The sequence below is a fragment of the Skermanella stibiiresistens SB22 genome (assembly GCF_000576635.1).
Classification (GTDB): domain Bacteria; phylum Pseudomonadota; class Alphaproteobacteria; order Azospirillales; family Azospirillaceae; genus Skermanella; species Skermanella stibiiresistens.
In genome coordinates, this window is the sequence record NZ_AVFL01000010.1 from 1 (window position 1) to 23358 (window position 23358).

General features: G+C 66.8%; 20 protein-coding genes. 7 read left to right on the forward strand and 13 right to left on the reverse strand.

The features are described 5' to 3' along the window. The 4 genes from N825_RS14770 to N825_RS14785 all read left to right on the forward strand — a co-directional run. Positions 1-681, forward strand: a 681-nt coding sequence (locus tag N825_RS14770; RefSeq protein WP_037453212.1) for a uracil-DNA glycosylase, incomplete at its 5' end; no start/stop codon positions are given. Between the two features lie 293 nt (positions 682-974). Continuing rightward, positions 975-2666 (forward strand): lytic transglycosylase domain-containing protein, encoded by a 1692-nt coding sequence (locus N825_RS14775; RefSeq protein ID WP_051512388.1) that lies wholly within the window; start codon positions 975-977, stop codon positions 2664-2666. Continuing rightward, positions 2653-3201 carry a molybdenum cofactor biosynthesis protein B gene (gene moaB / locus N825_RS14780; RefSeq protein ID WP_037453216.1) on the forward strand — a complete coding sequence of 183 codons (549 nt, stop codon included), beginning with the start codon at positions 2653-2655 and terminating at the stop codon, positions 3199-3201. Before N825_RS14775 ends, moaB begins: the two co-directional genes overlap by 14 nt. Then, the gene (locus N825_RS14785; RefSeq protein ID WP_245613121.1) at positions 3194-4144 is read left to right on the forward strand and encodes an aminoglycoside phosphotransferase family protein; all 951 of its coding nucleotides are present in this window, start codon (positions 3194-3196) and stop codon (positions 4142-4144) included. Before moaB ends, N825_RS14785 begins: the two co-directional genes overlap by 8 nt. Before the next feature lie 63 nt (positions 4145-4207). On the opposite strand, the gene N825_RS41010 is transcribed toward N825_RS14785, so the two are convergent. The 5 genes from N825_RS41010 to N825_RS14805 all read right to left on the reverse strand — a co-directional run bounded on the left by N825_RS41010 (position 4208) and on the right by N825_RS14805 (position 10629). After that, positions 4208-4702: an REP-associated tyrosine transposase gene (locus tag N825_RS41010; protein WP_084164748.1), complete on the reverse strand. Its 495-nt coding sequence runs from the start codon at positions 4700-4702 to the stop codon at positions 4208-4210. Positions 4703-5032: 330 nt separating this feature from the next. After that, a complete protein-coding gene (locus tag N825_RS14790; protein WP_037453218.1) occupies positions 5033-7030 on the reverse strand; it encodes an acetyl/propionyl/methylcrotonyl-CoA carboxylase subunit alpha in 1998 nt (665 codons plus the stop codon). A 4-nt stretch (positions 7031-7034) separates the two neighbouring features. Continuing rightward, on the reverse strand, positions 7035-7826 hold the full coding sequence (locus tag N825_RS14795; protein WP_037453220.1) for an enoyl-CoA hydratase/isomerase family protein: 792 nt from the start codon (positions 7824-7826) through the stop codon (positions 7035-7037). Positions 7827-7839: 13 nt separating this feature from the next. Beyond that, entirely contained in the window at positions 7840-9447 is a 1608-nt protein-coding gene (locus N825_RS14800) for a carboxyl transferase domain-containing protein (protein ID WP_037453221.1), read from the reverse strand. A gap of 9 nt (positions 9448-9456) precedes the next feature. Continuing rightward, the gene (locus N825_RS14805; protein WP_037453224.1) at positions 9457-10629 is read right to left on the reverse strand and encodes an isovaleryl-CoA dehydrogenase; all 1173 of its coding nucleotides are present in this window, start codon (positions 10627-10629) and stop codon (positions 9457-9459) included. Between the two features lie 254 nt (positions 10630-10883). Between N825_RS14805 and N825_RS14810 the strand changes: the two genes are divergently transcribed. Next, positions 10884-11540 carry a TetR/AcrR family transcriptional regulator gene (locus N825_RS14810; protein WP_051512390.1) on the forward strand — a complete coding sequence of 219 codons (657 nt, stop codon included), beginning with the start codon at positions 10884-10886 and terminating at the stop codon, positions 11538-11540. Here N825_RS14810 and N825_RS14815 read toward each other — a convergent pair. The 5 genes from N825_RS14815 to N825_RS14835 form a co-directional block, all read right to left on the reverse strand. Further along, a complete protein-coding gene (locus N825_RS14815; RefSeq protein WP_037453629.1) occupies positions 11491-13116 on the reverse strand; it encodes an acyl-CoA synthetase in 1626 nt (541 codons plus the stop codon). The genes N825_RS14810 and N825_RS14815 overlap by 50 nt on opposite strands. Before the next feature lie 135 nt (positions 13117-13251). Beyond that, the gene (locus N825_RS14820) at positions 13252-13809 is read right to left on the reverse strand and encodes an acyloxyacyl hydrolase (RefSeq protein WP_051512391.1); all 558 of its coding nucleotides are present in this window, start codon (positions 13807-13809) and stop codon (positions 13252-13254) included. Positions 13810-13981: 172 nt separating this feature from the next. After that, positions 13982-14833: a 3-deoxy-8-phosphooctulonate synthase gene (kdsA, locus tag N825_RS14825; RefSeq protein WP_037453227.1), complete on the reverse strand. Its 852-nt coding sequence runs from the start codon at positions 14831-14833 to the stop codon at positions 13982-13984. 208 nt (positions 14834-15041) lie between these two features. After that, positions 15042-16214, reverse strand: a complete 1173-nt coding sequence (locus N825_RS14830) for a hypothetical protein (protein ID WP_157619229.1) — start codon at positions 16212-16214, stop codon at positions 15042-15044. Continuing rightward, entirely contained in the window at positions 16207-17619 is a 1413-nt protein-coding gene (locus tag N825_RS14835) for a hypothetical protein (RefSeq protein WP_157619231.1), read from the reverse strand. The genes N825_RS14830 and N825_RS14835 overlap by 8 nt, the downstream gene beginning before the upstream one ends. 279 nt (positions 17620-17898) lie before the next feature. Here N825_RS14835 and N825_RS14840 point away from each other — a divergent pair, with 279 nt between their 5' ends. Continuing rightward, a complete protein-coding gene (locus tag N825_RS14840; protein ID WP_157619233.1) occupies positions 17899-19026 on the forward strand; it encodes a hypothetical protein in 1128 nt (375 codons plus the stop codon). Positions 19027-19034: 8 nt separating this feature from the next. Next, the gene (locus tag N825_RS14845; RefSeq protein ID WP_157619235.1) at positions 19035-19427 is read left to right on the forward strand and encodes a hypothetical protein; all 393 of its coding nucleotides are present in this window, start codon (positions 19035-19037) and stop codon (positions 19425-19427) included. 49 nt (positions 19428-19476) lie between these two features. Here N825_RS14845 and N825_RS14850 read toward each other — a convergent pair whose 3' ends face one another. The 3 genes from N825_RS14850 to N825_RS14860 all read right to left on the reverse strand — a co-directional run bounded on the left by N825_RS14850 (position 19477) and on the right by N825_RS14860 (position 23317). Continuing rightward, positions 19477-19896: a hypothetical protein gene (locus N825_RS14850; protein WP_037453243.1), complete on the reverse strand. Its 420-nt coding sequence runs from the start codon at positions 19894-19896 to the stop codon at positions 19477-19479. Positions 19897-20108: 212 nt separating this feature from the next. Continuing rightward, a complete protein-coding gene (locus N825_RS14855; RefSeq protein WP_245613122.1) occupies positions 20109-21098 on the reverse strand; it encodes an HD-GYP domain-containing protein in 990 nt (329 codons plus the stop codon). Positions 21099-21127: 29 nt separating this feature from the next. Next, positions 21128-23317: an ATP-binding protein gene (locus N825_RS14860; RefSeq protein WP_051512392.1), complete on the reverse strand. Its 2190-nt coding sequence runs from the start codon at positions 23315-23317 to the stop codon at positions 21128-21130. Between the last annotated feature and the right edge of the window lie 41 nt (positions 23318-23358).

The following is a 23358-nucleotide window of genomic DNA, read 5'->3' on the forward strand; positions in this document are numbered from 1 at the left end:
AGTGGCCGCACCCTGCCACCGAGAGCGGCCCCGGCGGCCGGGCGCCCGGTCCAGCAGCCCCTGCTCGGTACCCCGGCGGCGGGGGCCACCGCCCGCGCCATGGCGGCGGAGGCCAAGACGCTCGACGACTTGAAGGCCGCGATGGCGGCGTTCGAGGGCTGCGCGCTGAAGGCGACCGCGACCAACCTGGTCTTCGCCGATGGCAACCCGGAAGCCCGCCTGATGCTGATCGGCGAGGCGCCGGGCGAGGACGAGGACCGGCAGGGCCTCCCCTTCGTCGGTAAGAGCGGCAAGTTGCTGGACCAGATGCTGGCCTGCGTCGGGCTTGACCGCACCCAGGTCTACATCACCAACATCCTGCCCTGGCGCCCGCCTGGCAACCGCAAGCCAAACCCGAACGAGATCCAGACCTGCCTGCCCTTCGTCGAACGCCACGTCGAGTTGGTGGCGCCGCGGGGGCTGATGCTGCTGGGGGGAACCTCGGCCAGCGCCCTGCTCAACCGGACTGACGGCATCATGCGGCTGCGTGGCCGCTGGTTCGAGTTCGCGCCGGCGCCGGGTGCCGGCGCGATTCCCACGCTGCCGACCTACCACCCCGCTTTCCTGCTGCGCCAACCGGCGATGAAGCGGGACTCCTGGCGCGATCTGGTCGCCTTCAAGAAAAAATTTCTGATCACCTAATGAACTGGAATCGTTAACAAGTCTCGCCGCGTTCGGATGTATGCGGAGGGCTGGCGGATCAAACAGCTACAAGGATGCTTGTGGCGCGGCGAAACATCCAGTATTTGTCCCTCATGTCAGGGAAGAATGTTAACGCAGATTTAACCAATCTATGTCTGCGCTCACACCTCCTCAGCGGTGCCTTCCTGTGCCTCGTGGTCCTGTTCTCGCTCCCTTTTCCGGGAGCCGGTCAGGCTGCGGCGCGCGACCGGGATACCGCCCACAAAGCTGAAGAGTCGTCGGCCCCATGGCCGGTGGACACTCCGGTCGTACCCAGCCGGCAAAGCCGTCCCGTCGCCAGCGACGCCCAGCTCAATCTCCAGGAAGCCAGCCGCTACCGCAGGATCTTCGAGCTTCAAGACGCCTCCGACTGGAAAGCCGCCGACAAGCTGATCTCCGAAGTCGCGGACATGCGCCTGATGGGCCATGTCGAGATGCAGCGGCTGCTGCACCCCGCTTACAAGGCGTCCTATCACGAGCTGCGCGAGTGGCTGGAGCGCTATGCCGATCATCCCGGCGCCGACAAGATCCATCAGTTGGCGCTGAAGCGGATGGCGCGCGGCGAGCGGAAGCCTCCCGCGCCGCGCGGCGAGAACGCTCCCCTGCCGGCCGGCCCCAATGGCGCCTTTTCCTCCGACCGCGGTTTGCGGGTCGCGACACCCCGCCGTGGCCGCTCGGTCGAGGCGCCGATCCAAGTGGCGAAAAGCCAGGTGGCGAAAGGTCAGGCGGCCAAGAGCGGCGACGATGCTCCGGTCCTGCCGGCCGGCACCGTCACCATCGCCGCGTCCGCCGCCGTCGCCACGCCACCGCGGCCCGACCGCGCCATGTCTTCCGGCGGCGCCGGCTGGAGCGCCGGCATCGCCGCGTGGCGGGCCGGACAGAACGACAAGGCGGCCCGGTACTTCGAGGCTTTCTCCAAGGGTGACGGCGCGTCGCCTTGGGATCAGTCCGCCGGAGCCTATTGGGCGGCCCGCGCCCACCAGCGCGCGCGCCGTCCGGCCGAGGCGGGCAAGTGGCTGGGAGAGGCGGCGAGGAACCCCAGGACCTTCTATGGGCTGATCGCCCGGCAGGCGCTGGGTGGCATCGAGGATATCGGCCTGCACACCCCCATCCTGACCCGGCGCCATGTCCGCGCGCTGGCGGAGGTGCCGGCGGGACGGCGGGCCGTGGCGCTGGTCCAGGTCGGGCGGCGCGACAGCGCGGAGCAGGAGCTGCGGCGGATCAACGCCCGGGGCGACACGACGCTGGAACAGGCCCTGGTGGCCTTGAGCGACCTGGGTGGCATGCCAGCGCTGGCCATGCGGCTGGGCAGCGTCCTGACCGACACCGACGGCGCGACCTATGACTCGGCGCTCTACCCACTGCCACCGTGGGAGCCTCGCGGCGGTTTCGTGATCGACCGGGCGTTGCTGTTCGCGCTGATGCGCCAGGAGAGCCGGTTCGAGACGGACGCGCGCAGCGGTGTTGGCGCCAAGGGGTTGATGCAGCTGATGCCGAGCACCGCCAGCTATGTCGCCGAGACGCTGGCGCCGGACGCGCTGGCTTCGAATGGCAAGCGCAAGCCCGACCTCTATGAGCCCGAAATCAACCTGACCCTGGGCCAGCGCTATGTCCGCTACCTGATGGACCAGAAGGGGATCGAGGACAACCTCATCCTCGCCATCGCGTCCTATAACGCCGGTCCCGGCAACCTGCAGCGCTGGCGGCGCCAATTGTCGCGGATCAAGGATCCGCTGCTGTTCATCGAGAGCCTACCCGTCCGCGAAACCCGCAACTTCGTCGAGCAGGTCCTGACCAACTACTGGATCTATCGTCAGCGCCTTGGGCAACCGATGCCGTCCCTCGAAGCCATTGCGGCCGGTCAGTGGCCGGTTTATATGGCGGTGGACGGCGACGTTCCCGACCAGCAGACAGATCAGCAGGTGGCTTCCGATGGCAAAGATTGACGAATCGCGGCCCTTCCTTTCGGTCAACATCGCGATCCTGACCGTGTCCGACACGCGCGTCGAGGCCGATGATCGGTCCGGTAACACGCTGGTCGAGCGCCTGACCACCGACGGCCACCATCTCGCCGCCCGCGCCATCGTCAAGGACGACGTGCCCTCGATCACCGCGCAGCTTCGGACCTGGATCGCCGATCCGGCCATCGACGTGGTGATCTCGACCGGCGGTACCGGCGTCACCGGACGCGATGTGACGCCGGAGGCGTTCCACGCGATCTACGACAAGGAAATCCCGGGCTTCGGCGAGCTGTTCCGCATGATCAGCTACGATAAGGTCGGGACCTCGACGATCCAGAGCCGGGCCACCGGCGGCGTCACCGGCGGGACCTATCTGTTCGCCCTGCCCGGCTCGCCCAGCGCCTGCCGCGACGCCTGGGACGGCATCCTGAAGTTCCAGCTCGACAACAGGCACCGGCCCTGCAATCTGGTGGAGCTGATGCCCCGCCTGTTGGAGCATGTGAAACCCGCTGGTGTCTGACTCCCATCTGGCGGCCGCGCTTAGGGCGCGGCTAGACTTGGCTGCCGAACCCGTCGCCTTGCCGCCCAAGGGCATGGCCCACGCCCATTTCCGTTTGCCGGAAGGCGGCTTAGCCCGCGTGCCGCGCTGGAGCCAGATCGGTCTCGACGCCGCCTCCAACCTGCGGCATCAGGCCAAGGCCTTCACCCGCGCGGCGCCCAGCGGACATACGCCCCAGTTGCTGGGACTACTGGAGCCCGGTGACGGCCTGCCGATGGGCGCGCTGATGGTCGAGGAGATCACAGGCCGCCCGCCCCGCCTCCCCGGCGACATGCCCGCCATCGCCCGCGCGCTGGCAGCCATCCACTTGTTGCCGGCGGAGCCCGCCGGCAATCCGATCGCCGCGACTGTCAAGGTGATCGAGCGGCAGGCGCCCTACTTCGCCAAGGCCGGGCTGGCGCCCGCGACGCTTGCCCATCTGGAGGGCGAGTTGGACTGGGTCCATACCTTGCCGACGACGCCGGAGCCCCCCGTCACGCTGGTCGGCACCGACACCCATCCCGGCAATTTCCTGATCGACGCGAACGGCAAGGCGTGGTTCGTCGACCTGGAGAAGGCGACCGACGGTCTACCCGCGATCGATCTCGCCCATGCCAGCCTGTACACCTCGACCACCTGGGATCCCGACGTCGCCGCCGTGCTCGACGCCAACGCCACGGCCGCGTTGTACGACATCTGGAGCGAGGCCGTGACGCCGGAACTGGCGGAGGCGGTGCGGCCGTGGTTCGCGGTCTCCCGCCGCTTGGTCTGGCTGCGCACCCTGTCCTGGATGGCGCGCTGGAAGGTGGAGGGCGCCGTGGCCCACGGAGCCGGCGTCGACCCCCGCACGCTGGCCCACGTGCGCGACCGGATCGAGGACTTCTTCACGCCCGCCACGATCGCCCGGGTGCGGGAGAGTTTGTGAGACCAGGAGCGCGTCGATGTCGGGTGCCGCTTCGCTCTACCCGACCTACAAGTACGTTAGAAATTAAATATCCGACAAGGTTGTTCCCAACTCTAAATCGCAAGTTGGGCACCAATTCCGGCCATAGTAATTGAGCTGTTGATATTTATGAAAGCTCGACCACGGCCACTCATCTGGCTCTTGAACCAGCCGATGTTTCACTGGGTTCCAGTGGATATAATCGATATGCCGGCTGAGATCGTTATCGTCCCTGATACGACGCTCCCAAAATCTGCCTTGCCAGACACTGTGACCGATCCGCCGACTGGAGCGCGCTTTGATCATCTGCCATCGGGTCGAGTAGTCGGCGTCTCCACCGGGTAGCGTCCACAGCGCGTGAAGATGATCCGGCAAAACGACGATGGCGGTTACGGTGAATGGCCGCTCTCTCTTGACGTCGCGAAACGCAGCGCGGAGAAGATCGACTTGAATGGCGGTATCGAAAACGGGAACGCGTTTCTTTGTCACTACCGTGGAGAAATAGGACGCCCCAGGCGTTCGATCGCGTCGATATCGCATGCTCACAGCCGCCGTCTTCAACTATCCACCAAGCTGAAACATACCACCAATGAGCACGGTATTGTAGGTCGGGTAGAGCGAAGCGGCACCCGACAAGCACCGCGAAGACGCCCGTGATCTTAGAGGGGGCCCGACCGGCAACGGAGGCCGGCCGGGCGCGGGGTCAAACACCTTACCCGACCTGTTTGTAGCAAATCAGGTGTTTGCCCCAACCCTATGGCGTCTCCCCGGACGGTAGGTTCAACGGGGCGAGCCATGTGATGGCCTGATAATCAAGCATCCACCGCCTCCATTTTTCAACCCTTGATAACCCGGTCGGCGCCCAATTTCTCACCCCTCGGCGAAGCCGATCAGCTCGGCGCCATCCTCGACTTGGTCGCCGACGGCGTAGCGGACTTTCTCGACCGTTCCGTCGGCGGGGGCCTTGATGGTGTGCTCCATCTTCATGGCTTCCATCACGATCAGCGGCTGGCCCTTGGTCACGGTGGCGCCGGGCTCCGTCAACACGGCGATGATCTTGCCGGGCATCGGGGCGATCAGCCGACCGCCTGGGGCATCCGCCGCGTCGGCTCCGGCCAGCGGCTCGATCAGGGTCAGGCGGTGGCTGCCGCGATCAAGGAAAACCGAGACCTCGGCGCCGTGCCGGATCACCGTGGCGTCGAGCTTCCGGCCCCCCAGCGTGGCTGACAGCTTGCCGTCCCGCCCCATTTGGCCGACCGCCTCCATCGCGCCGCCGGGAAGGTCGAAGCGGTAGCCTTGCCGCCGGTAGATCAGGGGAACCGAACGGTCCGCGGCACCGTCTCGGAAGACCAGCGTGTCGTGGGCGTCGTCGTTCAGCCGCCAGCCATCGCTGGCCGCCCATGGGCTATGGGGATCCGCCGAGGCCGCCGCGACCGCGCGCGCCTTGGCCGAGCGGTCGAGCAGCACCGCCAGCGCCGCCAGCGCCAAGGTCTCGTCATCCGCCGGGGGTGGTTCGGGCAGCAGGTCGTCGTGATGGCGCTCGATGAAGCGGGTGTCGAGATCAGCCGCGAGGAAGGCGGGATGGGAGGCGATGGCGAGCAGGAAATCGGTGTTGGCCGCCAGCCCCACCACCTGGGTGCGCGCCAGCGCCTGTTTCAGCAGGCGCACCGCGGCGGGACGGTCCTCGCCGCGCACGATCAGCTTGGCGATCATTGGATCGTAGTGGATCGAGATCGTGTCGCCCGCCCGCACCCCGGTGTCGACCCGCCTGCCGAAGCCGAGGGGCGGGAAGACCAGATGCTCCAGCCGTCCGGTCTGCGGCAGGAAGCCCTTCTGGGGGTCCTCCGCGTAGAGCCGGACCTCGATCGCGTGCCCGTGGATCCGCAGGCGGTCCTGGGTCATCGGCAAGGGCTCGCCGGACGCCACGCGGAGCTGCCACTCCACGAGGTCCTGGCCGGTGATGTATTCGGTCACCGGATGCTCGACCTGGAGCCGGGTGTTCATCTCCATGAAGTAGAACGAGCCGTCCTCGTCCAGCAGGAACTCCACGGTGCCGGCGCCGACATAGCCGATCGCGCGGGCGGCGGCGACGGCGGCCTCGCCCATGCGGCGGCGGATGTCCGGATCGAGATTGGGAGCGGGTGCCTCCTCCACCACCTTCTGGTGGCGGCGCTGGATCGAGCAGTCGCGCTCGAACAAATAGACGCAGCCGCCCTGGGTGTCGGCGAAGACCTGGATCTCGACATGGCGCGGCCGGGTGACATAGCGCTCGATCAGCACGCGGTCGTCGCCAAACGCGTTGATCGCCTCGCGCTTGGCGCCCATCAGCTCGGCGTCGAAATCGTCCGGCCCATTGACCACCCGCATGCCCTTGCCGCCGCCGCCGGCCGAGGCCTTGATCAGCACGGGAAAGCCGATGCGCCGGGCTTCCGCCCGCAGAAGCTCGATGTCCTGGCCCTCGCCGTGATAGCCCGGCACCAGCGGCACCCCGGCCGTCTCCATCAGGGCCTTGGCCTCCGACTTGCCGCCCATGGCGCGGATGGAGGACGCGGGCGGGCCGATGAAGACGACACCGGCCTGTTGGCAGGCCTCGGCGAAGCCGGCGTTCTCCGACAGGAAGCCGTAGCCGGGATGGATCGCCTCGGCGCCGGAACGTTTGGCGACATCCAGGATGACGTCGCCCTTGAGGTAACTGTCACGGGCGGGCGCCGGGCCGATGCGCCACGCCTCGTCCGCCATCTCGACGTGGAGCGCCTCGGCGTCGGCGTCGGAATAGACCGCGACGGTGCGGATGCCCATCTCGCGCGCGGTGCGGATGACGCGGCAGGCGATCTCGCCGCGGTTGGCGATCAGGATCTTCGAGAACATGGGTCTACCTCGCCGTCCAGGCCGGCTTGCGTTTTTCCAGGAACGCCGACAGTCCCTCGCGCCCCTCGGAGGAGGCGCGGATGGTGGCGATGCGTTCCGCCGTGTCACGGATGACGGTGGCGTCGATCGGGCGCCGCGTGACGGCGAAGACCAGATCCTTGGCCGCCTTCTGCGCCGCCGGTCCGCCCTCTCCCAGGCGGGCCAGGATGGATGCGACCGCCGCGTCGAGCTGGTCCGCCGGAACGACCTGATGGACCAGTCCGATCCGCGCGGCCTCGTCGGCGTCGAACCGCTCCGCCGTCAGGAAGTAGCGCCGCGACGCCCGTTCGCCGATCGCCGCCACCACATAGGGCGAGATGACCGAGGGGATCAGGCCCAGCTTGACCTCGGATAGGCTGAAGCTGGCGGTCTCCGCCGCGATGGCGATGTCGCAGCAGGCGACCAGCCCGACGCCACCGCCGAACGCCGCCCCTTGGACCACCGCGACGGTCGGCCGGGGCAGGAAGTTGAGCACCCGCATCAGCTCGGCCAAACCTTCGGCGTCGCGCAGGTTCTCCACCTGCCCGTAGCCGGCCATCCGCTGCATCCAGCCCAGATCGGCCCCGGCCGAGAAGCTCTTTCCAGCCGCCCGCAGCACGACGGCGCGGACTCGCTCGTCCTCGCCCAGCCGGCGCAGCGCCGCCGTCATCTCGGCGATCACAGCGTCGTTGAAGGCGTTGTGGACCTCCGGACGGTTCATGGTCACGATCGCGACGCCGTCGGCGCCGATGTCGGTCAGGATATTGCCATCAGTCATGTCCTTGTCCCCATCACATCCGGAACACGCCGAACTTCGGCGGCGGGATCGGCGCGTTGAGGGCTGCGGAAATGCCGAGCCCCAGGGTCATGCGGGTGTCGGCGGGGTCGATGATGCCATCGTCCCACAACCGGGCGCTGGCGTAATAGGGATGGCCCTGAACCTCGTACTGGTCGCGGATCGGGGCCTTGAACGCCTCCTCGTCCTCCGGGCTCCAGGTCTTGCCCTGCGCCTCCATGCCGTCGCGCCGAACCTGGGCCAGCACGCCGGCCGCCTGCTCGCCGCCCATCACCGAGATGCGCGAGTTGGGCCACATCCACAGGAAACGCGGCGCGAAGGCCCTGCCGCACATGCCGTAGTTGCCAGCGCCGAAGCTGCCGCCGATCACGACCGTGAACTTGGGCACCGTCGCGCAGGCGACGGCGGTGACCAGCTTGGCGCCGTCCTTGGCGATGCCGCCGGCCTCGTATTTCTTGCCGACCATGAAGCCGGTGATGTTCTGGAGGAAGACCAGCGGGATGCCGCGCTGGCAGCACAGTTCGATGAAGTGGGCGCCCTTCAGCGCCGACTCCGAGAAAAGGATGCCGTTGTTGGCGATGATGCCGACGGGATAGCCGAAGATATGGGCGAAGCCGCAGACCAGCGTGGTGCCGTAAAGCTGCTTGAACTCGTCGAAAGCCGAGCCATCGACCACACGGGCGATCACCTCGCGCACATCGAACGGCTTCCGCGTGTCGCTGGGGATGATGCCGTACATCTCCTCCGCCGCGTAGAGCGGTTCGACAGGTACGCGCAGCTCGACCTGGGGGATCTTCGGCCGGTTCAGGTTGCCGACGATCCGGCGCGCGATGCTCAGCGCGTGGGCGTCGTTGAGGGCGTAGTGGTCGGTGACGCCCGATGTCCTGCTGTGGACATCGGCGCCGCCCAGATCCTCCGCCGTGACGACCTCGCCGGTGGCGGCCTTCACAAGCGGCGGGCCGCCGAGGAAGATGGTCCCCTGGTTGCGGACGATGATCGACTCGTCGCTCATCGCCGGGACATAGGCGCCGCCCGCCGTGCAGCTGCCCATCACCACCGCGATCTGCGGGATGCCTTGGGCCGACATGGTGGCCTGATTGAAGAAGATGCGGCCGAAATGGTCGCGGTCGGGGAACACCTCGTCCTGGTTCGGCAGGTTGGCCCCGCCGCTGTCGACCAGATAGACGCAGGGGAGGTTGTTCTGCTGGGCGATCTCCTGCGCGCGCAGGTGCTTCTTGACCGTCAGCGGGAAATAGGTTCCGCCCTTGACCGTCGCGTCGTTGGCGATGATCACGCATTCCCGCCCCGCGACCCGCCCGATGCCGGTCAGGATGCCGGCGGCGTGGATCGGCTCGGCGTAGACGCCGTGGGCGGCCAGCTGGGAGAACTCCAGATAGGGCGTGCCGGGGTCGAGCAGCGTGCGGACGCGGTCGCGCGGCAGCAGCTTGCCGCGCGACAGGTGACGGTCGCGGGCCTTGGCCCCTCCCCCCTGCTTGACCTCGTGGACCTTGCCGCGAAGGTCGGCGACCAGCCCGCGCATGGCCTCGGCGTTGTCGGCGAAGGCGGGATCGCGGGTGTCGATGGCGCTCTTGATGATGGTCATGGCGTGGCCTCAGGCCGTCTCCTTGAACAGCTCGCGGCCGATCAGCATGCGCCGGATCTCGCTGGTGCCGGCACCGATCTCGTAGAGCTTGGCGTCGCGCAGCAGGCGGCCGGTCGGGTACTCGTTGATATAGCCATTGCCGCCCAGCAGCTGAATCGCGTCGAGCGCCACCTGGGTAGCCGCCTCGGCGGCGTAGAGGATGGCGCCCGCCGCGTCCTTGCGCGTGGTCTTCCCGGCGTCGCAGGCGCGGGCCACCGTGTAGACATAGGCGCGGCACGCGTTCAGGCGGGTGTAGATGTCGGCCAGCTTGCCTTGGACCAGCTGGAACTCGCCGATCGGGGTGTCGAACTGCTTGCGGTCGTGGACGTAGGGGACGACCACGTCGAGCGCCGCCTGCATGATGCCGATCGGACCGGCGGCCAGCACCGCGCGCTCGTAATCCAGGCCGGACATCAACACGTTGACGCCCTTCCCCACCAGACCCAGAACGTTCTCCTCCGGCACCTCGCAGTCCTCGAACACCAGTTCCGAGGTGGGCGAGCCGCGCATGCCCAGCTTGTCCAGCTTCTGCGCCGGCCGGAAGCCCTTGAAGCCCTTCTCGATCAGGAAGGCGGTGATGCCGCGTGGCCCCGCCTCCGGGTCGGTCTTGGCGTAGACCACCAGCGTCTCGGCGTAATGGCCGTTGGTGATCCACATCTTGGACCCGTTCAGCACATAGCGGTCGCCGCGCCTGTCGGCGCGCAGCCGCATGGAGACGACATCCGACCCAGCGCCCGGCTCCGACATCGCCAGGGCGCCGACATGCTCGCCGGACAGCAGCTTGGGCAGGTAGCGGTTCTTCTGCTCCGTGGTGCCCCAGCGGTGGATCTGGTTGACGCACAGGTTGGAGTGGGCGCCATAGCTGAGCCCGACCGAGGCCGACGCGCGGCTGATCTCCTCCATCGCGACGACGTGGGCGAGATAGCCCATGTCGACGCCGCCGAACTCCTCCGAGACCGTGATGCCGTGCAGGCCAAGCTCGCCCATCGCCGGCCACAGGTCGATCGGGAACTCGTCCATCGCGTCGATCTCCGCCGCGCGCGGCGCGATCTTGTCCTGGGAGAAGGTCCGCACGGTGTCGCGCAGCATCTCCAGGTCTGGTCCAAGGCCGAAATCCAGTTCGGCGTGAGCGGGTATCGCCATGTCGTCCGATCCTCCCAATAGCCACCCAGCGGGCCGTCGCCCGGACTTGGCCGGGCCTGTTTAAATACGAACATACGTTTTTATCTTGCCGCGCGCAACGGCCCCTGGTCGATATGATAAACCAGGACACCGAGGATTGCCCCGGCTTTCGGATGGTGTATGGAGTGGGAACGGGAGCCGAGGTGTTGATAAGCCAAGGAATCGAAGTGAGCCCGTATCGAAGTGAGCCCCAATCGAATTGAGGACGAGCGACCATGGCACGCACGGCGGGCTCCAACGGAACCAGGACGCTGGAATCGATCCGGAAAGCCGGCCTGCGCCTGATCTACCGGCAGGGCTACGAGGCCATGAGCCTGCGCCAACTGGCCTCGGAGGTCGGCATCCAGGCGGGGTCGCTGTACAATCATATCTCGACCAAGCAGGACCTGCTGTTCGACCTGATCCGCGTCCACATGGAGGAGCTGATCGACCGGCTGGACAAGACGCTGGAGGGCGTCGCCGGCCCCTCGGACAAGCTGGACGCGTTCATCCGGTTCCACGTCGAGTACCACATCGCCCGCAAGCGCGAGGTCTTCATCAGCTATTCGGAGCTGCGCAGCCTGGAGCCCAAGAACTACGACGCCATCGTGGAGCTGCGCGCCCGCTACGAGCGCCGGCTGATCGCCGTGCTGGACGACGGTGTCGCGGCGGGCGTCTTCGCCACCGCCGACACCACCGTGGCCGCGTTCGGCATCCTCGCCATGCTGACGGGGGTCTGCACCTGGTTCAAGCCGGGTGGCCGGATGACCAAGGACGAGGTGATCGCGGTCTACACCGGCTTGGTGCGCGACGGCCTGGCGCGCGATGCCGACAAGCCGAAGGCTATTTCCCCGCCTCCGCCGCCGCCTGCTGGCGGAGCACCCGGCGCATGATCTTGCCTGTCACCGTGGTCGGCAGTTCGGTGACGAAGGCGACCTCGCGCGGGTATTCGTGGGCGGCCAGACGCGTCTTGACGTATTCCTGGATCTCGCGGGCGAGATCGGGAGAGCCCTCCGCGTCCGGCCGCAACACGACATAGGCCTTGACCCGTTCGGTGCGGATGGGGTCCGGCACGCCGATCACGGCGGCCAGGGCCACGGCGGGATGGCCGAGCAGACATTCCTCGACCTCGGCCGGGCCGATCCGGTATCCGGCCGATGTGATCACGTCGTCGTCACGCCCGACATACCAGAAGAAGCCATCCTCATCCCGGCGGCCCAGATCCCCCGTCACCAGCCAATCGCCGATGAACTTGTCGGCCGTGGCCTCCGGCTTGTTCCAATAGCCCAGGAACATCACCGGATCGGGACGGCGCACCGCGATCGAGCCGACGGTGCCGGCGGGAACCTCGGCGCCTTGGGCGTCGATCACCGCGACCGCGTGGCCGGGAATCGCCCTGCCCATCGAGCCGGGCTTGAAACCCAGCGCCGCGGCGGCGTTGCCGACCACGAGGTTGCACTCGGTCTGGCCATAGAACTCGTTGATGGTGACGCCAAACACCGCGCGGCCCCAGTCCAGCAGTTCCGAGCCCAGCGTCTCGCCGCCGCTGGCGACCGTCCGCAGCGACAGCCCCTCCCCCGTCACACCCGCCTGCCGCATCAGCTTGATCGCGGTCGGCGGCAGGAAGACGTTGCGAACGCGATGGCGCTTCATCAGCTCGATCGCGGCGGCCGGGTCGAATTTGCGGAAGCGGTGGACCAGCACCGGGACGCCGTGGTGCAGCGCCGGCATCAGCACGTCGAACAAGCCGCCGATCCAGGCCCAATCGGCCGGAGTCCAGAACAGGTCGTCGGGCTGGGGAAAGAACTCGTGGGGCAGTTCCACGCCGGGCAGGTGTCCGAGCAGGACACGGTGACCGTGCAGCGCGCCCTTCGGACTGCCGGTGGTGCCGGAGGTGTAGATGATGACGGCTGGATCGTCCGGCCCGGTATCGACCGGCGTGAAATCGCCCGAGGCCGCCGCCAACGCCTCGTGGAAGCCCAGCGTTCCCTCCGGCGCCCCATCGACGCACAGCACCAGCGTCAATTCCGGCAACTTGGCGCGGAGCGGCGCCACCTTGGCGTAGCCCGCCCGATCGGTCACCAGCACGCGGGCGCCGCTGTCGCCCAGCCGGTATTCCAGCGCCTCGGCGCCGAACAGGGCGAAGAGCGGGATCGTGATCAAGCCGGCCTTGAAGCCGGCGATGTGGGCAACCGCCGTTTCCGGCGACTGTGGCAACAGCACGGCCAGCCGGTCGCCGCGCGCGACGCCATGGGCGGCCAGCACGGTGGCCAGGCGGTCGGAGCGGTCCTTGAGATCGCGGAAGGTGTGGCGGCGGATGGTGCCGTCCTCCTCCTCGACGATCAGCGCCACGCGGGCGGGATCACCGGCGTGACGGTCGCAGACGTCGACGCCCATGTTGTACCGTTTCGGCACCGCCCATTGGAAGGATCGGTACAGGTCGGCGTGATCGTCGTGCCGGGTCAGCATCGGGTTTCCTCCCACCATTTTTCCCACGGTTTCCATGGGCGTATGCCTCAACCCGTTTCAGCGCCGGGTTGGATACTAACATACGTTCTTTTCCTGGATGGAGGCAACCACTCAACCCGTATCCCCACCCAGTCACTAGAACTGGTAGGTGTAGCGCAGGCCGATCGCGTCGATGCCGGTGTTCGGTTCCGCCAAGTTGGCGTTGCTGGAATGCTCGAAATAGACGCCGACCCGGTTGTGCTCGTCCAAGGTGAATCCAAGCTCGACCGGGACGTGGAACAGGACGCGGGAGCCCAGCGCCTTTCGGTCGTGTCCAGGATGATCGAGCTTGCCGTTGTGGATCGCGGCGCCAAGACCGAGATCGAAATAGACCGGGCCCGCCATGTATTGCCAGACGAGGCCGGCGTGGGCGCGCGACGTGTCGCCCTGCAAGCTGAGGGAAACGCCGGCGTAGGGCCGGATCGTTCCGCCCAGGACATCGAGCATTTCGTAATCGAAGACGGCGTCGAGGTTCAGGTCGACGCCGTCCTCCTTGGAACGCTTGGACCAGATCGCCGGATCGTGCATCAGCGCGCCGATCCGGAACTGATGGACGATGCCCAACCCAGGCTCCTCGGCAGCGGCGGGCGTCGTGGTGGCGGCGAGGGTCGTGACGAACAGGGACGTGATCAGAGGACCGCTGAGGACGCGCATGATAATCCCGCAATTGATTTAATTGCGGTGAGTATCGGCGACCGCCGTGACTTCGGCGAAGGATGATTGGAGCGCGCCCGATCGCGGAGCCCCCCGTTCCTCCGCGATCCACTATCGGTGTCGCCGCGGCGCCTCGGGGTTCTCCAATTTGGAAACGCCGTTTCTTATGGTGTCACCTTGCGGCCATGGTCCGGCCGACCGGGCGGCCCTTGGCGAGGCGGTCGAATTCGACCAAGTCACCCAGCACCTCCGGCATCATCGACAGCGGCACCATGTTCGGGCCGTCGCTGGGCGCCTTGTCGGGGTCTTGGTGCGTTTCCATGAACACGGCGGCGACGCCGATCGCGACGGCCGCGCGCGCCAGGACGGGCACGAACTCGCGCTGGCCGCCGGAGCTGCCGCCCAGGCCACCCGGCTGCTGGACCGAGTGGGTCGCGTCGAACACCACGGGATAGCCGGTCTCCGCCATGATCGGCAGCGACCGCATGTCCGACACAAGGGTGTTGTAGCCGAAGCTGGCGCCCCGCTCGCACAGCAGGATGTTCTCGTTGCCGGTGCTGGCGATCTTGGCCGCGACGTTTTTCATGTCCCACGGCGCCAGGAACTGGCCCTTCTTGACGTTGATCGCGCGACCGGTGGCGCCGGCCGCCAGCAGCAGGTCGGTCTGGCGGCACAGGAAGGCCGGGATCTGGAGAATATCGACCGCTTCCGCCACCATGGCGCACTGCTCGGGCGAGTGGATGTCGGTCAGCACGGGAATGCCGTGCGTCTCCCGGACCTCGGCCAGGATCGGCAGGCTCTTCTCCAGCCCCAGCCCGCGCGCCGTCGAGACCGACGTGCGGTTGGCCTTGTCGAACGACGACTTGTAGATCAGGCCCAGCCCGAGCTTCCGCGTGATCTCGACCAGCGCGTGGGACATCTCCAGCGCGTGCGCCCTGCTTTCCAGCTGGCAGGGGCCGGCGATCAGCACGAAAGGCTTGTCGTTGGCGAAGGCGAGCGATCCCACCTGTACGGTCTTGTTCATCAGCAGTGTTCCCGGCGTTCTTCGATTTGGGCCACTCAACTTGGGCCGGCGGATCGGACTTATGGCCGACAGCGTCAAAGCCTAGCGGAAGCATGGTTAATCAATCTTTAACCATAATCCACCGTTGTCGGCCATCTGGTCGATCATACCCCGTCCGGGCCATTCGCGCAGGCCGTAAACGCGCCCGCCGCCTCGAAGCTCCCCGATTTCAGAGCGCCGCCGTCCTCGCCTTGATGGTCTCGATCCGGCCGACCATCTCGTAGTCGACCTCGCCGGTCCGCCAGTCCTGAAGCTGCTGGACGATCCGGTGGCGGATTCCCGCGAGATTGTCCATCGTCACCCGCACCGTGGTCTCGCATTCGCCCTTGGGGATCAGCGGGATCACCCGCATGATCTCGGCGATGCGGCGGTGATCGATGTTCTGGCGGTCGGACATGGCGGTCCGCCACAGCTCGCACACGTCCAACCAGCCATCCAGCAGCCAGGCGAGACGGTCGAGGTTCTGGCGGAGCCGGACGATGTTGATCTCCCAGCCCGCGAAGAAGGCCGGCAGCGCCTGGAGTTCGCGGTCGATCTCGGCGATCATCCGCGCCGCCATGCGCGCCGTCACGGCGGCGGTCTCGCTCGCCAGATGCCCGGTGGCCCCGATATTGGCGCTGGAGATCGAATTCTTGAGATCGCCGAGCTGGCGCAGGGTCCGCCGGAGATATCCGGTGTCGTCCTCGTCGGGAAAGCCCAGGGGTGCCAGCGCGTCGCTCAGCTCCAGGAAGCGGGTGGCGCATTGCTCCGGCGTCTGCCCGATCAGGCGTCCGAAAACCTCCGCGACCTGGGTGATCAGGGTCTCGCCGACCTTGCCGCGCACGCGCCGCATCAGGTCGTCGGTCGTCCGGTCCAGCATGCCGGTCAGGCGGATCACCCGGCGCAGCATGGCTTCCTGGTTGGTCTTCTCCTCCCGGGCCAAGCGATCGAGCGCCGCCGCGGCGGCCGCCGCGGCTTCGGTGCCAGCCAAGCCGGTCCGGGCGACGCGGTGGGCCGCCAGCCGCATGCGGCGCGGCGTGATCGCGTCCGCCAGGCTGATCTCCGCCTGGAGCGCCCTGTCGTGCAGCGTCAGCCGCAGCACCGAGGACAGGCCGTCCCACGGGAAGACGTAGATCGAGCGGCCACCGGAGAAGCCCGTGACCAGCACTTCCAGGTGATTGGTCCTGGTGTCGCGCCGCACGCGCGAGAAGGCCAGTTCGGGTGTCGTGAAGGGCACCGTGGTGCCGCGCTCGTCGAAGGTGGACGGCGCGTAGTCGTAGGCTAGGTGTGGCGCCTGCGCGTCGCTGGCGTAGGATGCCCGGCCGGGATCGGCGGCCACTCTAGGCCCGGCGGATCTAGGCATGGTTCGCGTTCATGGCGTGGATGATCTTCAGGAAGAACTGGGTCGGATCGGCGCTCTCGGCGAAGCCAAGCCGCACCGCGCAGTCCTCCAGCAGGCTCATGACGGTGTCCTCGTTGCTGATCGGTTCGAGCGAGCGGGCGACCTGGACCGCGACCGACAGCGCGTCCTGCTTCTCGCGCGTTCCGGCGCCGGCCCTGGACGCGGCGATCTGATCCAGCCGCCCGCCGACCACCGCGACCGTCTCCTCCGTCAGCGCCTTGAGATCGGCTGGAGCCTCCAGCACGTTCCTCAGGGCGTTGTTGACCTTGGAGATGGCCAGGATCGTCCGGGTCAGGTCCTTGATTTGGTCGGGCGTCGGCAGGGCTTGGCCTTCGGGAGAGGTGAAGGCGGTGACGCTTTCCTCCGCCGCCTTGGTGAACCGATCTCCCAGGAAGTCATGGATGCGGGTCTCGACCTTGTCGATCCGCTGGCCGATCCGCTGGTTGAGGTGCGGAGCCGCGACGCGCAGCACGCCAAGGCTTTCGATCGCGGCGCGGACTTGGTCGGCGGCGCCGTTGAGGTCATCGGGGGTCGCCAAGGGCATCGCGAATCCCGCCTTCAAGGTCTCGCCCTCCTTGTTGACCAGCGCCTCGCACAGATCGGACGCCACCGAAGGGACACCGCGGCCGCCCTTGTTCTCCGCCAGCGCCTCGATCAGCGGTCCCGTGTGGTCGGCCAGGTCCTGGTCCATCAGCAGCACCATGAAGAACAGCTTGTACCAGCTTTGGTCGCCGCCCTTGCCCAGCGAGGCCTCGCGCCCCAAGGCCATGACCGACTGGACATACTGGTCGCCGATGCCGACCAACTGCTCGGACGCCTGGATCTGGCGCCGGGCGGTCATGACGGCGTCCCGCATCTGGTACAGCGCGTGGACCTCCTGGATGACATCGGGCAGATCGGGATGCTTGGCGGCGAGGCCGGCCCGCAGCTGGCGGTCGGTGCCCAGCTTGTCGCGGATCACCTGGACCGCGCCGGCGAAGGACGCGAACAGCCGCCGGTGCTCGACCAGCGGGCAAGGCTCGTCCATCAGGTACTCGCCCGAGGCGTCGATCCCCTGGGCCGCCTCGACATCGTCCAGGTGTTCCAGCACATGCGCCCACAGGGGATTGACGCAGGCGCGTGGGATGGCGCCCGGCTGTCGAGGCCGCGGCACGTCGTTGGACAGCAGGCTTTCGAACGGCAGGCAGAACAGCCGTTCGGCCGTGAGCTTGCGGAGCGGCCGGATCTTCTTCAACCGATGACGAAGCTGTTCCTTGAAGAGGCCCCGCAACGTCTCGTCGGGCATCTTGTCGGCCAGCGCGTAGACCATCCTGATCTTGTCTTCCGACAATTCATCAAGCGCTTTTCGTTCCGGCAAATGAAGCATGTCACATCCTTGAGCCACGACCGGCAGCCACGTCAACACCGTATCGCATGAATATAAAATATCATATACTATCGATAGGAATAGACGACGGACCAAGCGCCATCTCATTCCATTCCTCAAGATTAACTCTTTATAGGTAGTCTTGTAACTGGACTTTACTACACACTTTGCGCCTATAACCCTTTATATAGTTTAGATATGGAGAGAAGTCGTCTAAAATAGTAGAAGTCTAAGGATGTGAGGCAATTTCGCCTTCGGGTTGCGTAATCGAGGTTGGGAATGACTGCACCCTCTGCCATCAACCAGATAGCGGATGCCATCCAGGACATGGTGCCCTCCACCTTCGAGGAGCGCGGCACCACCGTCCCCTTCACCACGCCGGAACTGGCCTATTCCCGGCTGCGCCGCGGTGCGCGCGGCAGCTTGGAAGTGCTGGTCAACGGCTTCTCGGGAGGCCGCTGCACCTATGTCTTCCCGTGGAACAGCATCCCGCAGGTCGTTCGCCTGACCCTGCACGACAAGGCGCTCCACGCCGAGATCTCGTATTCGGACGCGACCACGCCCGACAAGATCCGGCTGGCCGCCTACCGCGTCGCCCGCACCGGCCTGGGCGGTCCCGAACTGATCGACATGGCGTCCAAGTCGATCGAGCAGGAGGCGACGGAAAAGCTGGCGACCAGCTTCTTCCTGATGCTGAGGGTGATCGAGGCGACGGGCGTCAACACCGACCGCGCGACCCTGGCGCTGATCAACGTCAACTCGCCGGAAGGCAAGGCGATGGTCCGCCAGGCGTTCCGGCGGCTGGGCGACAGCATCGGCGCCACCCCGGAGATCTGCCACCAGCGGATCGTCGAGTTGAGCGACGTGATCCAACCGATCGGCTTCGAGATCGAGGGGCAGCGCGGGCGCCTGCGCCAGCTGCTGCGCCGGCTCAACGAGTTCCGGGACGAGGTCGTGCGCGGCGAGTCGGGAGGGGCGGCCCGCACCTTGGCGGACGTCGCCCAGCTGACGCTCCGCATCGGCAATGGCATCCTGGGCGACATCGACCGCGATGTCGGTAACATCGTCCGCTACGTCACCGAATGGGACACCCGAGTCACCACCACGCGCCAAGCCATGGAGCGCCTATCATGGCTGCTCGACGGCTGGACCTATGTCTGCGACCTGTGGAACGATACCAACTCCGACCGCTCCATTCCCAAGCGCCAGCGCCTCAACGAGATCATGCGGATCATCCCGGTGGTGCCGCGCGCCGAATCCAGCACGGGAGTCCGGGCCGAGACCGGTGACCCGCAACGCCGCCAGACCCGCATCGTGCAGCAGAACGAGGACTGGCGCACCGGGCTGATCGATCACGAGATGTCGGCCAGGTTCGGTCGGCTCAACGCCCGCACGCCCTCCTCATGAGCGGCGTCATGAGCGAGGCGGCCACCAAGGCCGCCACCAAGGCCGCCGACGGCGACGGGGAATTCTACCGGGTGGTGGATGAATCCGGGGAGTTGATGGGGCAGTTCCCGTCCTCCCGGATCGCGCGCGACTTCGCGCGCCGTACGATCGAGGCCGGCAAGGCCAGGACCCTGGTGGTCGAATGGTCGAACAATGGCCGGCGCGGGGAACTGTCGATCACCCGCAAGAGCGTCCAGGCCGCCGGACAACGCGCCTTGGACGCGAAGCGGCGAATAGGCGTGGACGCGAGAAGGCGCGCCAATCTGATCAGTGGCGTGGCGGCCGCCATGGTGCTGGTCTTCACCCTGCTGCACGTCGCCGTGACCTACGTGGAAGCTGGTGGCGGTCCCTGGTACCCCTGAGACGGTGGCGGCGACGCCATGACCGCCGCGCCGTCCAGTGGCGGATGGATCAGTCGCACCCCGCCCTGCGCGCGCCGATCTCCAAGTTGGCGTACTCGACCGCCAAGCGGTCGCGGGCTTGCTCCATCGCTTCGATGTCGTTCAGCAGCAGGGCCTCCTGACAGGCGGCGCAGAACTCGCGAACCTCGCGCGCCTCCTCCAGCACCTCGTCCAGATTGTCGGTGAATCCCGCCAGTTGCGAAACCATCCTGCTGGTGACCTCGCCGATCATGTTAGCCTGGGCCTCCAGGTCGCGGAACAGCTTGGCGGCCGTATTCTCGTAGGATGCCCCTTGGGACGTCACATGCGATGGGCTAACCCTGGTCCGGGCGGCTCGCGCCTCGGCCAAGTCGATGACACCCTTGGTGGCGCTCATCGCCTCGATCCGATCGGGGGAGTGGGTTTGGGGATTTGCCAGATTCGAAGTCATCCATGCACCTCTCGAGTGACCATTGCACCGCTTGAACATGGTTCCTATGGTTTGCACGATCGATGCCAAGTGATCATCTGACTTTTGTTTTAGATTCCTGGCCTAATTCACGACATCTCCATAATATCGACTTCATTCCGTGTCGCAATTCGCGAATCCGTTTTCGGGGCGATCGCAATATGCGGCGCGACTTCCCCGCTCCGGCCGGCGCCTCAATCGGCGAACTCCGCCTTGATCCTGAGAAGCGTCGGCAGGTTGTCGAAGAACGCCGACATGCAGAGCGGATCGAAGTGGGACCCGGTGTTATCCCGCAGGAACGCCAGCGCCTGCTCCAGCGACCACGCCGGTTTGTACGGGCGCCGCGTCGTCAGCGCGTCGAACACGTCCGCGATCGCGATGATGCGGCCAGCAAGCGGGATCTCCTCGCCCTTCAGGCCATTGGGATAGCCGCTGCCATCGAACTTCTCGTGGTGCGTCAGGGCGATCGACGCCGCCAGGCGGATGAGGGGCGAGGAGCTGTCATCCAGGATGCGGGCGCCGTGGATCGTGTGCAGCTTCATGACCTCGTATTCCTCCGGGGTGTAGCGGCCCGGCTTGAACAGGATCTCGTCGGACACCGCCACCTTGCCGACATCGTGCATCGGCGCCGCCATCTGGATGCGCTCCTGCATGGCCTCGGACAGGCCGACGCCGGCGGCGATCACCCTGGCGTAGCGCGCCATGCGGTCGAGATGGGCGCCGGTCTCGCTGTCGCGCGATTCGATCGAGCGGGATAGCCGCATGATCAACTCGCCGGCCGCCTGCTCCTTGAGCCGCCGGTGGCTGGCGCGAAGCTCCAGCAGGTTGCGGCAGCGCGCGGTGAATTCGATCCGATCGATCGGCTTGTTGAGGAAATCGGTGACGCCGCGGACCAGCGCCTCGCGCCGGAATTCCTTGGCGGCGTGACCGGTCACCATGATCACCGGCACCTCGGCCGTGTTCTCGATACGCCGAAGTCTTTGCAGGAACTCGATGCCATCCATCTGGGGCATCATGAAATCGGTGACGACCAGATCGACATCGTGATGCCGGGACCAGTCCAGCGCCTCCGACGCACTGCTGACGCCATGGATCGCGGCGCCGGCGATCGCTTGGGCGTAGCGGCTCATCAGCATGAGGTTGGCGGGGTTGTCGTCGACGATCAGCAGGTCCATGACGGTCATGGCGGCGGTATCCTATGCGTTTTGTTGGTTCAGGCCGCGAGTTCGCGCGAGGCCAACGCCTGGCGGGCATCCGCCATGGCGTCTTCGATGCGATCGATCAGGGTCAGGGAGGGCCGCTCGCCACCGGCTATGACCGAACGCAGCCTCTCGCAGGCTTGCACCAGGGCGGGTAGCCCCAGCCTTCCCGCCGCCCCCGACAGGCTGTGAAGCTCCGCCTCCATCCCCGTCAGATCGCCGGCGGCCAAAAGGCCGCGGCAGGTCGCGACACGGCGGGCGGAGTCGCTGAGGAACGTCTCGAACAGCATGCCGGCATCCGAGCCCATGGTTTCCAGCAGGTCGTCCAGCACATCACGGTCGAGCGTCGCCTCGGCGGCCTCGGCGGCTCCCGCGGTCCCGGTCGATTTGATGATGTTCCCCTCGCGGATGGCCTGGCGGCTCCAATGCCGGACCGCCTCGTCCAAGCGAGCGCGGCTGATCGGTTTTGGCATGTAGTCGCTCATGCCGGCGTCGATGCAGCGCGCCTCGTCGCCGCGCATGGCGTGGGCGGTCAGGGCGATGATGGGCACCAAGGACATCGGGCCCTCCAGCGTCCGGATGCGCCGGGTCGCCTCGAAGCCATCCAGTTCGGGCATCTCGACGTCCATCAGCACCAGATCATAGGCGCCGGTCGCCACCCGCTCGATCGCCGCGGCGCCATCGCCTACGACATCGACCAGATGTCCGCCGCGCCGGAGCATGCCGGCGGCGACCTGTTGGTTGACCGCGTTGTCGTCGGCGACCAGGATGCGGAGCGGTCGAGCCGGCTCCGGTGCGTCGGCACGGATGGCGTCCCGACCGGATGCGGTGGGTGCGGCCAAGGGCGTCACGGGGGCCAGGGCCAGCCTCATCGGCAGGGTGAACCAGAACGTGCTCCCCTCCCCTTGGACGCTCTCGACGCCGATCCGGCCGCCCATCATCTCGACCAGCCGCCGGCTGATCGCCAGTCCCAACCCGGTTCCGCCGGTTTGGCTCCGCGCTTGCCCATCGACTTGGTTGAACATCTGGAACAGGTTCGCCATGCCCTGTTCGGAAATCCCGATGCCGCTGTCGGTGACCGAGACCTTGAGGTCACCAGACGGGGCCACCCCGACCGTCACGCGCACGCCGCCCCGCGGGGTGAACTTGATGGCGTTGCCGATCAGGTTCATCAACACTTGGCGGACACGGCAGGCATCGCCCCGCAGCGTCACGCGGGCGGCGGCATCGATCGTCATGCCGAGCGCGACTCCCTTCTCCTCGGCACCAGTCGCCAGCAAATCGACCACGCCCCGGACCAACGACTCCAGATCGTAATCGGAGTCGTCCAGCTCCAGCCGGCCGGCCTCCATCTTGGAGAAGTCGAGAATGTCGTTCAGCACGGTCAGCAGCGATTCCGCCGATGACAGGATGACCTGCCCCTGACGCCGCTGTTCGGAGGTGAGCGGCGTTCCAAGCAGCAGGTCGGCCATGCCGATCACGCCGTTCATCGGCGTGCGGATCTCGTGGCTCATGGTGGCGAGGAAGACCGACTTGGCCCGGTTGGCGGCCTCGGCCGCCGACAGCGCGAGCTCCAACTCGTCCGCCAGCGCCGCTTGACGGGCGCGGGCGCGGCTGAGATCGCGGAGTTGGCGGAACAGCAACGTCACGAGACCGGCCATGCTCGCGGCCATGGCGGCGACGCAGACCGCCAGGGTTTCCGACAGCCGATGCGTGGCGCTACGGTGCGTCACCAGCTCCAGCGAGCGGTTGGCGTTGATCTTGACCAGCTGCTCCTCGGTCATCCGACGCAGGCTCCTGACCCCGTCGCGCAACGGCCCGATCGCCATGGCGTCGACATGGGTAGCCAGCGCCTCGATCTCGGCCACGATCCGTCTGGCGCGGTCGCCGTCGGACGGATCGATCGCGAGGATGGCGCGAAGCTGGCCGCCGCGCAGGAGATTGGTCCGGCTGAACAGGATATCGTAGCGCAACACCATCTCCGCCGCGCGTTCGGGCGACGGGTTGGCGATGTGGTCGGCGATGGCCGCCTCCAGTTTGACGGTTTCCCGGTCGAGCTGGTAGACCGCCCAGACGGCGTCCTCGCGCACGCTGTTTTCGACTTCCTTTTGCCGATCGATCAGCAAGGTCAACAGCACCACACAGGAGCCGAAGAGCAAACCGCTGAGCCCCAGCAACACCCGTGCGCGCAGCGAATGCAGCATCACGATCGACCACCCTCCATCACCCGTGGGAACCACCCGGC